The organism is Luteococcus struthionis (genome assembly GCF_048595755.1).
Taxonomy (GTDB): Bacteria; Actinomycetota; Actinomycetes; order Propionibacteriales; family Propionibacteriaceae; genus Luteococcus.
Map to the genome: position 1 here is coordinate 1,152,533 of NZ_CP184360.1, position 12,451 is coordinate 1,164,983.

Below are 12,451 nucleotides of genomic sequence, written 5' to 3' on the forward strand. Positions count from 1 at the left end.
CTTCACCTGATGTCTAGCTTGTCAGATATCAGACAGGTTGTGGAGCCCCCTCCACTCCTTTCAGTGGCTTCACCCAGCGAACAACGTCGTCCGAAGGGCTCCCATGTCTCCAACAATGCTGGTCCTGCTCGGCCTCGCCTCGGTGGGCGCGATCCTCGCGCTGATCATCAAGGCCAGGGCCCATCCATTCATTGCGATGCTCGTGGTCTCCATGGCTCTTGCCCTGGTGGCGGGCATGCCGATGGCTGCCGTCGTCCCCACGCTCCAGGAGGGCATGGGCAAGACCTTGGGCTCCGTGGCCCTGATCGTGACGCTCGGCGCCATGCTCGGCAAGATCATCGAGATGTCCGGCGGTGCCGAGGTGCTTGCCAAGGCCCTGTTGCGCGCCTTCGGCGAGAAGCGCGCCCCGTGGGCGCTCGGCGCCTCGGCCTTCATCTTCGGCATCCCGGTCTTCGTCGACGTCGCCACCATCGTGCTGGTGCCGATCGTGCTGGCCGTTGCGCGCAAGATGCCCGGGCGTACCAACATGCTCACCTACGCGCTGCCCACCGTCATGGCGCTGCTCACGGTGCACGTCGTGCTGCCGCCCCATCCCGGAATCGTGGGTGGCTCCGAGCTGATGGGTGCCGACGTCGGCATGGTGCTCCTGCTGGGCTTCATCCCGGCCATCATCATGTGGCTGTTCAGCCAGGTGCTCAGCGGCTACCTGGCGCGCAAGGTCTTCTCGCCCGTCCCCGCCGAGGGCAGCGCCCTGGCCGGGGTGGAGGGGCAGTCGGAGATCGACGCCAGCGACAATGAGCCCAGCGTCGGCCTGGTGCTGGCCATGATCGTCATCCCGCTGCTGCTGATCATGTCGCAGACGGTCACCGCCCTGATGCTGCCCGAGGGCAACACGGTGCGGTCCTTCTTCTCGCTGGTGGGAGCCAGTCCGGCCGCCCTGCTGATCGGCGTCCTGCTGGCCATCTTCTTCCTCGGCGTGCGCCGTGGCTGGGGCGCCTCGAAGATCGAGGACGTCTGCAGCGCAGCCCTGCCCGCCACGGCGGCCGTCATCCTGATCACCGGCGCTGGCGGCACCTTTGGCCACGTGCTGAGCAAGACCGGTGTGGCCCAGGCCGTCGCCGACGTGCTGTCCGGCTCCGGGCTGCCGATCGTCCTGCTGGCCTGGTTGATGGCTGCCCTGATCCGCGCGGCCCAGGGATCTGCCACGGTGGCCACCATCACCACGGCGCCACTGATCGCGCCGCTCGCGGTCAGCATGGAACTGGCTCCCATGCAGATCGCCTTGGTGACCATCGCGATCGGCGTCGGATCCATGGCGCTGTCGCACGTCAACGACTCCCTCTTCTGGGTGTGGAGCCGTTACTACCAGGTGAGCACGGCAGCCGCGCTCAAGTCCTACACGGTGGCGACCACGGCCACCTCCGTCGTCGGTTTCGCCGTGGTGGCCCTGATGTGGCCGCTGGTCGGCGCCATCGCGTGAACGAGCAGGAGGCACTTCCATGAACCAATCCCTCGAGTCCCCCCGTCGCATCCTCGCCCTGGACGACGACCCCACCGGGTCACAGTGCGTAGCCGGTGTGGACATCGCCTTCCAGGAGGACCCGGCCATCCCCGCCCGGGTGCTGCAGGAGCCGGGCGCGACCTGCTTCGTCCTGATGAACTCGCGCGCGCTGCCGGAGGCCGACGCGGTCGCCAAGAACCGGCGGATCCTGGAGGGCGTGCTGGCCGCTGGCGTGAGCCCGCAAGGACTGCACCTGATCTCCCGTTCGGACTCGACGCTGCGGGGGCATGTGTTGGCCGAGCCGAATGTGCTCGCCGACGTGTTGGCCGAGCACGGTGTGGAGGTCGACGGCTTCCTCTTCTGCCCCGCGATGATCGAGGCCGGTCGCTTCACCAGGGACGACGTTCACTACGCGATGGTGCAGGGTGAGGCGCGGGAGGCCGCCGACACCGACTTCGCCAAGGACGCCACCTTCGGCTACACCCAGTCCAACCTGCGCCTTTTCCTCGAGGAGCGTTCCGGTGGTGCGGTGAAGGCCGACGACGTGGTCAGCATCGGGCTCGACGACATCCGCGAAGGTGGCGTGGATCGCGTGGAGCAGATCCTGGCCGGGGTCTCCGAGCGGAGGTGGGTGGTGGTCAACGCCACCGAGTACTCCGACATGGAGGTGGTCACCCAGGCCCTCGCCCGACGCGAGGCAGCCGGCCGCACCTTCATCACCCGGTGTGGGCCGTCCTTCGTGCGGCCCCTGTCGGGACAGCAGGGTGCCGCGGTGCTCACCCCCGCCGACATCACCGTCGCAGCCGACCGGCTTCCGCACGGCCTGGTCGTCGTCGGCTCCCATGTGGGGCTGACCACCCGCCAGCTCGAGGCGGTGCAGCGTCGCGGGACGCTGGTGGAGTTCGAGCTGCAGGTGCCGCTCCTGTTGGACCCGAAGACCCGCGACGCTCACCTGTCCGAGGTGACCGAGGGCCTGCGCGGGCAACTGGCCAGCGACGACTGCGTCGTCTACACCAGCCGTGACCTTGTGCGCACCGAGAGCAAGGACGAGTCGCTGGAGATCGCCCGACGAGTCTCCGATGCCGTGGTGGAGCTGGTGGTCAGCATTCGCACGGCCCGGCCTGCCTGGGTGGTGGGCAAGGGTGGCATCACCTCCCACGAGGTGGCCGCCAATGGGCTCGGCATCAGCCATGCCGAGGTGGCCGGGCAGTTCTTCCCCGGGCAGATCTCGTTGTTCACCGCACGCCAGGCGCCCCCGGAGACGCTCGGGGTGCCCTATGTGGTCTTCCCCGGGAATGTCGGCGGCGACGAGGCGCTGGCAGACGTCGTGGAGCGCCTGCAAGAGGCGACCCAACAGAACAGGAGCAAGTGATGGGAATCAGGACGATTGGTTGGGTCGGGCTCGGCGCGATGGGGGCGCCGATGGCCCTGGCGGCCGCCGAGGCAGGCTTCGAGGTGACCGCCTTCGACCTGAGCGCGGAGCAGATGGACAGCGTGGCGCCCGCCGTCGCCGGTGCCGGCAGCGCCCAGGAAGCGGCGCAGGGCAAGGACCTGGTGGGCATCATGGTGGCCACCGGCCCGCAGCTCGACGCGGTGCTCTTCGGCGAGGGTGGCATCGCGGAGGTGCTCAGCCCCGACACCGTCGTGATGGTGATGGCCACCGTCGGACCCGATGCGATCGAGAAGACCCGCGAGCAGCTGGCGCGCATCACCACGCACCTGGTGGATGCGCCGGTCTCCGGCGGGGTGGTGCGCGCCCGCAAGGGTGACCTGCTGATGATGGTCTCCGGTGCCGCCGAGGACACCGAGAAGGCACGCCCCGTGCTGGATGCGCTGGCCTCCAGCGCCCCCGTCGTCGGCGAGGTGCCGGGCGACGGGCAGCGCTTCAAGGTGGTCAACCAGCTGCTGTGCGGCGTGCACATCGCGGTGGCCGGCGAGGCGCTTGCCCTGGCCGACTCGATGGGCCTGGACGTCAACCAGGTCTACGAGGTGCTCGGCGCCGGTGCCGCAGCCTCCTTCATGTTCGGGGACCGGGGCCGACGCATGGTGGATGGCGACCACGACGAGGCGCGCTCTGCGCTCGACATCTTCGTCAAGGACATGGGCATCGTCACCCAGACCGCTCGGGGAGTGGCCCAGGAGTCCCCGTTGGCCGCGGCCGCGGAGCAGATCTATCTGCGCGGGCGTCGGCAGGGCCTCGGCCGCAAGGACGACTCGGTGGTCTTCCAGCTGCTGCGTGGCAAGAAGGACTGACGAGTCACGCGGGTGGGGCGGGGAGGCGTGCCAGCAGCCCCTGCTCCACCCGTGGCCACTCGTCGGCGAGGATGCTGAACACGACGGTGTCCCGCCACGTCCCGTCCTCGCGCGGCTGGTCGCGTCGCAGCACCCCCTCCCGCGTGGCGCCGAGCCGTTCGATGGCGTCCTGGCTACGGGTGTTGAGGATGTCCGTCTGGATCTTCACCCGGCCCATCCCGCATCCCTCGAAGGCCTCCCGCAGGAGCAACCACTTGGCCTCGGCATTGGTGCCACTGCCCCCAGAAGGCGGGCGCGTAGATGGTCCAGCCCAGGTGCAGCTGTTCGCGCTCCAGGTTCACCTCGCCCAGAGACGAGCTCCCGACGAGGGTCCCCGCCGTCCCCAGCTCGCAGTCCTCGGCCAGCCGGAAGCAGTAGCTCAACCGGCCCTGGCCCCTGCCGTCCAAGGAGTTCGGGTTGACCCAGCCGTGCGCCATCTCCACCGCTTCGTCCATCGTGGTGGGGCGGTGGTGCATCACGTAGCCGTGGGCGTAGACCCGCTCGTCCATCAGGACGGGCGCCAGGTCCGTGCAGTCCTGTTCCGTGAAGGGACGCGCGACCAGGCGTGGTCCGCGCAGTTCGCGGCCCAGGGGAAGGGTGGTGGCCGTGAACCTCACAGGGCGTCGATCAGGTCGCGCACGAGCTGTGACGCGGTGGTGCGTCGCTGCCGGGCAGCGGTGTCCAGCTTGGCCCTTCGGGCCGCATCCAGGCGAAGCGTGAACGGTCGCGCCTGGTCGCCCACGCTGATCGGGCGCCCGGGGCGAGAGGGGCCCAGGTGTCCGCCCTGGTAGCCCCGTTCGGACTCCGCTTCGGTCGCCCAGAGCTCGATGTCTTCGTCGGTGAAGGGGACTCCGTTCACGTCCTTGTACTCGGTCATTGATCTACCTCCTCAGTCCCACTTCGACGAGAACCTTCCGCGTGGCAGGCATCGCATGGAAGACAAGCCACCCGTCGGGCTCATCCTCGACGGCTATGTACTCCAGCAGTCGCCCACTGTGATCAGTTCCCACGCCAACCCATTGAATCGGAGATGTGTCGCGCGGGCGGGAACGCAGGGTCGACTCAAACGCCTCGATCACGTCCGCGGTGCTCACATCGGGGTGGCGCGTCGTGACACGAGGGTGGACCCGAACCCGCACCGTCGGCACCTCCCATTTCGTACCGCAACCAGTGTAGTACGAAACCCCGGTTGGGTGGAAGGGGATCCTCTCCGGGCTCTCGAGGTCGATTCGGTTCCACGGCATGCATGCCGGTAGAGTTGCACCTTGGATGCCAGCACCCGATGCCGGTGTCCAAGGCAAACGCCCTCCTGCCATGGGACCGACCCATGGCCGTTGAGACCAGAGGAGGTGGAGTACGCGTATGCGCAAGTACGAGATTGTGGTCATCATTGACCCCGACGTCGACGAGCGTCAGGTTTCTCCCCTGATTGAGAAGCACACCAAGACGATCACCGAGGCCGGTGGCACCGTCGACAACACCGATGTGTGGGGCAAGCGTCGCCTCGCCTACGAGATCCGCAAGAAGCCGGAAGGCATCTACGTCGTCCTGAACGTGACCGCTGACCCGGCCGCCGTGAAGGAAATGGATCGTCTGATGACGATCGACGAGCAGATCATGCGGACCAAGGTGATGCGTCCTGACGCCCACTGAGCCCCGCTCAGCTGACGTCTGACCGTCCGGACAACATCCGGACAACACCCAATGCATTCCGGGCCGTCCCGGGGATGGAAATTGTCAGTAGCCACTGGCAACGTGATTCCTGACAGCCCATACGTCCGATCCAACGGAGACCAACATGGCAGGCGAAACTCCCATCACCCTCGTCGGCAACCTCACCGCCGACCCCGAACTGCGCTTCACCCCCTCGGGGGCGGCCGTCGCGAACTTCACCGTCGCGTCCACGCCGCGCCAGTTCGACCGTCAGACCAATGAGTGGCGTGACGGCGAGGCCATGTTCCTCAACTGTTCGGTGTGGCGTCAGGCCGCCGAGAACGTCGCCGAGTCCCTGCAGAAGGGCATGCGAGTCGTCGTTCAGGGGCGCCTGAAGGCACGCAGCTACGAGACCCGCGAGGGCGAGAAGCGCACCGTCTTCGAGGTTGAGGTCGAAGAGATCGGTCCCTCCCTCAAGTACGCCACCGCGAAGGTCACCCGCACGTCGGGTGGCGGTTCGGGTGGCAACTGGCAGGGTGGCAACCAGGGTGGTGGCTACGGCGGCGGTGCACCCGCAGCCGGTGGCAACCAGGGCTGGGGCAACCAGGGCGGCGGCAACGCCGGCGGTGGTTGGCAGTCCGCACCCCAGGGCCAGGGTGGAGACAACCGCGGTGGCGGCGTCGACCCGTGGGCGCAGGCCCAGAGCGACGAGCCGCCGTTCTGATCGACCGGGGCCGGTGAGACGGCCCCCACTCGGACAGCAGCCCACCCAGTACCAAGAACACCATTCCCAGTTGGGAAGGCACATTCCGGCGAGAGCCGGGCTCGCGGGATCAGATCCCGCAGATTAGGAGCACCACAATGGCCGGTCCACAGCGCAAGCCTGTGAACAAGAAGAAGATCGTTCCGATGAAGTCGGTTCGCATCGACAATGTCGACTACAAGGACGCCGCAACCCTGCGGAAGTTCATCTCCGAGCGCGGCAAGATCCGTGCGCGCCGTGTCACGGGCCTCTCGGTCCAGGACCAGCGCAAGGTTGCCATCGCGATCAAGAATGCTCGCGAGCTCGCCCTGCTGCCCTACGCGTCCACCGCGCGCTGAGAAAGGGAGTCTGACTGATGAAGCTCATTCTCACCGCACCCGTCGAGAAGCTCGGCATTGCCGGCGACGTCGTCGAGGTCAAGGACGGCTACGGCCGCAACTTCCTGATGCCCCAGGGCAAGGCGATCCGCTGGACCCGCGGCGCCGAGAAGCAGATCGAGGGCATCAAGCGCGCTCGTGACGCTCGCGAGATCCGCGGCATCGAGCACGCCAACGAGATCAAGGCCCAGCTGGAGGGCCTCGAGGTCACCTACGCGGCCCAGGCCGCCAGCGCCGAGGGCAAGCTCTTCGGAGCCGTCACCGCCGCCGACGTGGCCAAGGCGATCAAGGCTGCCGGTGGCCCTGCCATCGACAAGCGCGCCATCGAGATCGCCAAGCCGATCAAGACCGCTGGTGCCCACCTGGTGGGCATCAAGCTGCACGAGGCCGTCAGCGCTCACCTCACCGTGAACGTCACTGCCGCCTCCAAGTGATCTTCGCCCCTCGGGGCTGAACATCTCTGAACCAGCAGGGTCCGTACCGTTTCGACGGTACGGACCCTGCTGCTTGTCCGGGAGGCGGATGACGCCTCCGCCCCGCACGATGCGACCATGACGGGCCGGAGGTCAGTCCACGGGTTCGTAGGTGCGCAACCGCAACGAATTGGTGACCACGAGCACCGAGCTCATCGCCATGGCGGCCGCCGCGATCAGGGGATTCAACAGGCCGGCCGCGGCGATCGGGATCGCTGCCACGTTGTAGCCGAAGGCCCACACCAGGTTCATCTTGATGGTGGAGATGGTGCGTCGGCTCAACTGGATCGAGTCCACCAGACTGCGCAGGTCGTCGCGGACGATGATGATGTCGGCGCTCTTCATGGCGATCTCGGTGCCCTGGCCCATCGCGATGCCCAGATTGGCGGTCGCGAGCGCTGCCGAGTCGTTGATGCCGTCACCCACCATGGCCACATTGCGGCCCTCCTCGCGCAGCGTCTGCACCACAGATGACTTCTCATCCGGCAGGACGCGGGCCCGCACCTCGTCGATGCCCAACTGCCCGGCCACGTGACGGGCCACCAACTCGGAGTCGCCCGTCAGCAGCACGGTACGCAACCCCATCTCCTTGAGCTTCGCCACCGCGGTGGTAGCGCTCGGCTTGATCTGGTCGGCCATGGTGACCACGCCCAGCAGCCGGCCGTCGTGACGCACCGCCACGGCGACGGAGCCCCGTGCCTCCGCCTGCTCGATCGCCTCGGCCGCCCACGGTTCCGACTGCCCACCGAGGGCATCCAGGCGTCCCACGACGCATTCCCTGCCGTCGACCAGTGCCTGGGCGCCCCAGCCGGGCAAAGCCTTGAAGTCGGTGACGTGGGGGGCCTCGACAGGCTCGGCCATCGGGGTGGTGGGCTCGGCCGTCGAGGTGGTGGGATCGGCCATCGGGGAGATGGTCTCGGCCGGCGGGGAGGCAGGCTCGGCCGTCGGGGCGGAGGCCTGGGCCGTGGTCAGGGCGGCGAGGTCGTCGGCGACGGTGACGATCGCCGCGGCGATCGGATGTTCGGAGTTGCGCTCCACGGCGGCCGCCGGCACCAGCACGTCGCTGGGGGTCAGGCCGGGGGCGGGGACCACGTCGGTCACCGCCATCTTGCCGGTGGTGAGGGTGCCGGTCTTGTCGAGCACGACGGTGTCGATCTTGCCGGAGGACTCCAGGGCATCCTGCCCCTTCACCAGGATGCCGAGCTGGCCGGCACGTCCCACGCCCACCATCAACGCGGTGGGCGTGGCCAGCCCCAGGGCGCAGGGGCAGGCGATGATCAGCACTGCCACGGCATTGGCCAGAGCGCGCGAACCCGAGCCGGTGGCGAAGAACCACGCCAGCCCCACGAGGATGGCCAGCACGATGACGGCAGGGACGAAGTACTGGGTGATCCGGTCGGCCAGCTTCTGGGCCCGCGACTTGCGGCGCTGCGCCTCGTCGGCGATCGCGGCCATCTGGGCCAGCCGGGTGCGGGCACCCACCGCCTCGGCCCGCACCACCAGACGCCCGGTCAGGTTCGTGGTGCCGCCCAGGACGGTCTCGTCGCGGCCCACCTCGGCCGGGACCGACTCGCCGGTCATGGCAGAGGTGTCGATGGTCGAGACCCCCTCCACCACCTGCCCGTCGGCGACGAAACGCTCACCGGGAAGCACCACGTACAGCTCACCGCGGGAGAGCTGCTCGGCAGGGACTGTCTCGGTGGTGCCGTCGGGCCGCAGCCGACGGACCTCCTTCACCGCAAGATTGCCCAGCGCATGCAGCACCTCGCCGGCGCGACGGCGCGCCCGCGACTCGAAGTAGCGGCCCGCCAGCTGGAAGGTGACCATGCCGGCCGCCACGTCCAGGTAGACCGCGTCGGCGCCCGCCGGGGTCCGCCCGAAGCCCAGCCAGTAGCCGGCGTCGGTGGCCGGATACTTCAGCGTCCACAGCGCCCACAGGAAACTGACGGTGGCACCCAGCGAGATCAGGGTGTCCATGCTCAGCGAACGGTGCCGGATGCCGCGGACGGTGGCGCGGTGGAAGGGCCAGGCGCACCAGGTGACGATGGGCAGCGCCAAGAGCACACACACCAACTGCCAGCCGGTGAAACGCACGCTGGGCACCAGCGCCAGCTGCAGGGTCAGTGACATCAACGGGATGCTGAGCAGACCGGCCACGCCCATCCGGCGGCGCAGCGACGAGGTGCGTTCCTCGGCGGCGCGCTGCGTCCAGGTGTCGTCCTCGTCGTCGTGCACCGCGGCACCGTAACCGGCCTTCTCGACGGTGGTGATGGCCAGCTGCGCCTCGCCGGGCCCAAGGCCCTGCACCAGGGCACGCTCGGTGGCCAGGTTCACCATGGCCGTCACGCCGTCGAGCTTGTTCAGCTTGCGCTCGATGCGGTTGGCGCAGGCGGCGCAGGTCATGCCCGAGATGTCGAGCTCCAGTTGCTTGGTTGAGGACGAGGCTCCGGCGCCGGGGCTGTTGGCGGGTGCGCTCACGGTTCTCCTCCTGCAGGCCACGCCGGGATGCGCGGCAACTCCCGCCCAGCCTAGTTCGTGCCAACCGCTGCGACGATCCCGGACCACAGCGCGTGCAGTGGTGCGAAAGGGCGCCTCACTTGCCGCTGCGGTCGCGCTCGGCCAGTTGGGCCAGCATGTCGTTGTAGGCGTCCAGCGAATGGTCGGTGCCCTGGTCGACGTGCCGGTCGAAACGGGTGGCCTCCTTGCGGTCCTGACGGGCCCACTGGGTGAGCAGCGCGATCAGCGCGATCACCAGCGGGAACTCGCCGCCGGCCCAGGCGATCGTCCCGCCCACCCACTGGTCGTGCTGCAAACCGCGGGCCGCCACCCATTCGTGTCCCAGGGTGCTCAGGAAGTCCTCGGCGTAGATGGTCTGCTTGGCCATCAGGATCACGCCGAAGAAGGCGTGGAAGGGCATGGCACCGATGATCAGCGCCAGCTTGCCCAGGTGGGGCAGCGGGTGGGGCGGCTGGTCGATGCCGATGATCAGGCCGTAGAAGATGTACCCGCTGATCAGGAAGTGCAGGAAGAAGAACTGGTGCAACCAGTGGGTGTGCAGGCTGGTGGTGAACAGGCTGGTCAGGTAGTACACGTAGTAGGTGCCGGTCATGAAGACCAGGGCGATGATCGGGTGGTACATGAAACCCAGGTAGCGCGAGTGCAGCGTGCTGCTGACCCATTCACGCAGGCCGGCGGCGTGCTTCTTGCCTCGTGCGGGGGTGGCGCGCAGCACCAGCGTGATGAAACCACCCAGCGTGAGGATCATGGCCGCGAGCATGTTGAGGCCCAGGTTGAGGAACATGTGGACGCTGAACACGGCCGGCGCATAACGCCCGATGCCGGAGCAGGTCAGGAAGGCCACGATCGTCCACCCGGTCACCCAGGCGAAGGTGCGTGGCCAGGGCCAACTGCCGCCCTGCTGGTGCAGGCGGCGCACCAACCACAGGTAGCAGGCAATCGCTGCCACCGACAGGCCCAGGAAGAAGACGTTGACCCGTGCGTTGACCACCAGGTTGACCAGGGTGGGCCAGTCGGCCACCGAGTAGCCCAGTGTCTCGACGTCGGTGGGCAGCGAGGACTCGTCCACCACCGGAACCGCGCGGAAGGCACTGGCCGCGGCGTACTGGCCCAGCAGGCCGACGATGGCGGCCACCAGGGAGACCACCGCAGAGCTCGACCACCAGCACAGACCGGCGATCACCACGGCTGCCGCCGCCCGGGCCAGGTGCCAACGGCCGTCCTCGTCGAGCAGCCCCTGCCCCGGCTGGGCCAGGATGGTGATGGCATCGCACACCACCACGACCAGGGCGGCGATGACCGACAGGAAACGCATCCGGAAGCAGGCCACCTTGGAGGAGGCGTCGTCGGCACTGAGGAAGAAACGGCACGCCCAGGTGCCGGCGAGCACCGTGAAGGCGACGGCGGCGATCATCCGGGAGTCACCGGTGAGGTCATGGTTCACGGCGACGGCGCGTTCGGTGGCAGCGATCGGCGCCACCAGCGCGATGGCCTGCAAGGCCAACGCGTAGATGGCACTCTCCCACCGCTTGTAGAAGGTGAGCAGCGCGCTCAACAGGCCGGCTCCGGCCGCGACGCACCAAGCCAGGGACTCGCCGTGCCCAAGGCCCTGGGTGTTGGTCAGGTTGGCCATCATGGCGCAGGCCGCCACGCCCACCAGCGACGACAACCGCGCCAGTGGCAGTGCCCGGTCACCCACCAGCATCAGCCGGTTCTCGCCGCGACGCGGTCGGATGAAGGCGGCCGTGGTCCAGGCGCCCATCGTGACCGAAGCGGCGATCCAGACCAGCAGATCGACGGCGAACTGGGTGGTGAGTAGCACTTTTTCCTCCGGGAGGCCCGACACCCGTGCATCGGGTGGGGCGACCCCACGATATGACGTGGAGACTGTGCGGCCCAAGTGCAGATGCCATTCCCCAGCGAGAGGGAGCGGGGCCGTGGCCGCAGCACACAGGGTGTGGACAAGAACCGGAGCGAGCCTGTGGGTGGACGCCCCAGCCCGACGAGGGTCAACCTCAAGTAGAAATCAAGACTTTTCCACAGGGTTGTCCACGGCTGGGGATAATTACATCCCCGGAATTCCACAGCTGTGAGTAAGTCTGTGGATAAGTCGGCCCTAGTCAGCGCCCAAGCGGCCGTTCAGGCGGGGACTAGCGGTGGTTGGGGGTGGTGGTCAAACCCGCTGGGCCGGTCACGAGGGTCTTTCCTTGTGCATGGAAGGCCCCCGGGCTGTGGACAGTGCTGTGGGTTCACGCCCGAACCGGTGGGTTCATGCACAGCCCGTCGCGGGCAGGAAGCGCTCTCCTCCCTACGGGGAGGGCACGGACTGTCGCGGTGTCCACAGCTCGGGAAGCGGGCATGACGAAGCACCCCAGCAGACCGAGGGCCTGGTGGGGTGCGTGAAGCGGTGGGTCAGCGGTTGGCGGCCAGCAGGTCGCGCGTGACCTCGGCCTGGCCCAAGTGCTGGCAGATCTCCTCGAAGACGTGCAGCAGGACGCCATGGCAGCTCACCAGCCAGGGCTCGTCGCGGTCCTTGGGCTTGTTGGCAGGCACGGCATGGTCGTCGACCGAACACACGTCGGTCTCGAAACGGTGGCGCTCGACGGCGGCACGCTCCAGCAGCTCGGCGACCGAACCGCTGGCGTCGAACTCGGCGTCCCGGTCGCGAGTCACCTCAACACCCCGATTGGTGGTGCAGCTCCAGAAACGCATCATGCCGAGCGTGTGGTTGCCGAGGCAGTAGAGCGAATTGGCCCCCTTGAGCTCCGGCCGACGGTTTGCCTGCTCATCGTCCATCTCAGCGATCAGGGCGAACAGCTCGTCGAACTTCGCAAGGGTGAACTCAAGCAGGATCCGGTCTGTGGCCATGGGGGTG

13 protein-coding genes are annotated in these 12,451 nt (G+C 68.0%); 7 read left to right on the forward strand and 6 right to left on the reverse strand.

The annotated features are described in order from the left end of the window. Nucleotides 1–103 precede the first annotated feature (103 nt). The 3 genes from ACOAMO_RS05280 to ACOAMO_RS05290 are packed head-to-tail and all read left to right on the forward strand — an operon-like array spanning nucleotide 104 to nucleotide 3,754. Nucleotides 104–1,480 (forward strand): gluconate:H+ symporter, encoded by a 1,377-nt coding sequence (locus tag ACOAMO_RS05280; protein ID WP_420176541.1) that lies wholly within the window; start codon nucleotides 104–106, stop codon nucleotides 1,478–1,480. 19 nt (nucleotides 1,481–1,499) lie between these two features. Continuing rightward, nucleotides 1,500–2,873, forward strand: a complete 1,374-nt coding sequence (locus tag ACOAMO_RS05285) for a four-carbon acid sugar kinase family protein (RefSeq protein WP_420176542.1) — start codon at nucleotides 1,500–1,502, stop codon at nucleotides 2,871–2,873. After that, nucleotides 2,873–3,754 carry an NAD(P)-dependent oxidoreductase gene (locus tag ACOAMO_RS05290; RefSeq protein ID WP_420176543.1) on the forward strand — a complete coding sequence of 294 codons (882 nt, stop codon included), beginning with the start codon at nucleotides 2,873–2,875 and terminating at the stop codon, nucleotides 3,752–3,754. Before ACOAMO_RS05285 ends, ACOAMO_RS05290 begins: the two co-directional genes overlap by 1 nt. Nucleotides 3,755–3,758: 4 nt before the next feature. On the opposite strand, the gene ACOAMO_RS05295 is transcribed toward ACOAMO_RS05290, so the two are convergent. Genes ACOAMO_RS05295 through ACOAMO_RS05305 form a run of 3 tightly spaced genes read right to left on the reverse strand, consistent with a single transcriptional unit; the run spans nucleotide 3,759 to nucleotide 4,670 of the window. Then, on the reverse strand, nucleotides 3,759–3,962 hold the full coding sequence (locus ACOAMO_RS05295) for a GNAT family N-acetyltransferase (RefSeq protein WP_420176544.1): 204 nt from the start codon (nucleotides 3,960–3,962) through the stop codon (nucleotides 3,759–3,761). Then, nucleotides 3,928–4,410: a GNAT family N-acetyltransferase gene (locus ACOAMO_RS05300; RefSeq protein WP_420176545.1), complete on the reverse strand. Its 483-nt coding sequence runs from the start codon at nucleotides 4,408–4,410 to the stop codon at nucleotides 3,928–3,930. The genes ACOAMO_RS05295 and ACOAMO_RS05300 overlap by 35 nt, the downstream gene beginning before the upstream one ends. Next, nucleotides 4,407–4,670 (reverse strand): CopG family transcriptional regulator, encoded by a 264-nt coding sequence (locus tag ACOAMO_RS05305; RefSeq protein ID WP_420176546.1) that lies wholly within the window; start codon nucleotides 4,668–4,670, stop codon nucleotides 4,407–4,409. The genes ACOAMO_RS05300 and ACOAMO_RS05305 overlap by 4 nt, the downstream gene beginning before the upstream one ends. 485 nt (nucleotides 4,671–5,155) lie before the next feature. Here ACOAMO_RS05305 and rpsF point away from each other — a divergent pair, with 485 nt between their 5' ends. From rpsF to rplI, 4 genes are all read left to right on the forward strand, one after another. Beyond that, entirely contained in the window at nucleotides 5,156–5,446 is a 291-nt protein-coding gene (gene rpsF / locus ACOAMO_RS05310) for a 30S ribosomal protein S6 (RefSeq protein ID WP_420176547.1), read from the forward strand. A 145-nt stretch (nucleotides 5,447–5,591) separates the two neighbouring features. Continuing rightward, nucleotides 5,592–6,170 carry a single-stranded DNA-binding protein gene (locus ACOAMO_RS05315; RefSeq protein ID WP_420176548.1) on the forward strand — a complete coding sequence of 193 codons (579 nt, stop codon included), beginning with the start codon at nucleotides 5,592–5,594 and terminating at the stop codon, nucleotides 6,168–6,170. A 137-nt stretch (nucleotides 6,171–6,307) separates the two neighbouring features. After that, on the forward strand, nucleotides 6,308–6,547 hold the full coding sequence (gene rpsR, locus ACOAMO_RS05320) for a 30S ribosomal protein S18 (RefSeq protein WP_094765601.1): 240 nt from the start codon (nucleotides 6,308–6,310) through the stop codon (nucleotides 6,545–6,547). 17 nt (nucleotides 6,548–6,564) lie between these two features. Beyond that, the gene (rplI, locus tag ACOAMO_RS05325; protein ID WP_420176549.1) at nucleotides 6,565–7,020 is read left to right on the forward strand and encodes a 50S ribosomal protein L9; all 456 of its coding nucleotides are present in this window, start codon (nucleotides 6,565–6,567) and stop codon (nucleotides 7,018–7,020) included. Between the two features lie 132 nt (nucleotides 7,021–7,152). Here rplI and ACOAMO_RS05330 read toward each other — a convergent pair whose 3' ends face one another. From ACOAMO_RS05330 to ACOAMO_RS05340, 3 genes are all read right to left on the reverse strand, one after another. Then, nucleotides 7,153–9,537, reverse strand: coding sequence for a heavy metal translocating P-type ATPase (locus tag ACOAMO_RS05330; protein ID WP_420176550.1), 2,385 nt, complete (start codon nucleotides 9,535–9,537; stop codon nucleotides 7,153–7,155). A gap of 115 nt (nucleotides 9,538–9,652) precedes the next feature. Further along, on the reverse strand, nucleotides 9,653–11,398 hold the full coding sequence (locus ACOAMO_RS05335) for a cytochrome c oxidase assembly protein (protein WP_420176551.1): 1,746 nt from the start codon (nucleotides 11,396–11,398) through the stop codon (nucleotides 9,653–9,655). 590 nt (nucleotides 11,399–11,988) lie between these two features. After that, on the reverse strand, nucleotides 11,989–12,444 hold the full coding sequence (locus ACOAMO_RS05340) for a DUF664 domain-containing protein (RefSeq protein WP_420176552.1): 456 nt from the start codon (nucleotides 12,442–12,444) through the stop codon (nucleotides 11,989–11,991). Between the last annotated feature and the right edge of the window lie 7 nt (nucleotides 12,445–12,451).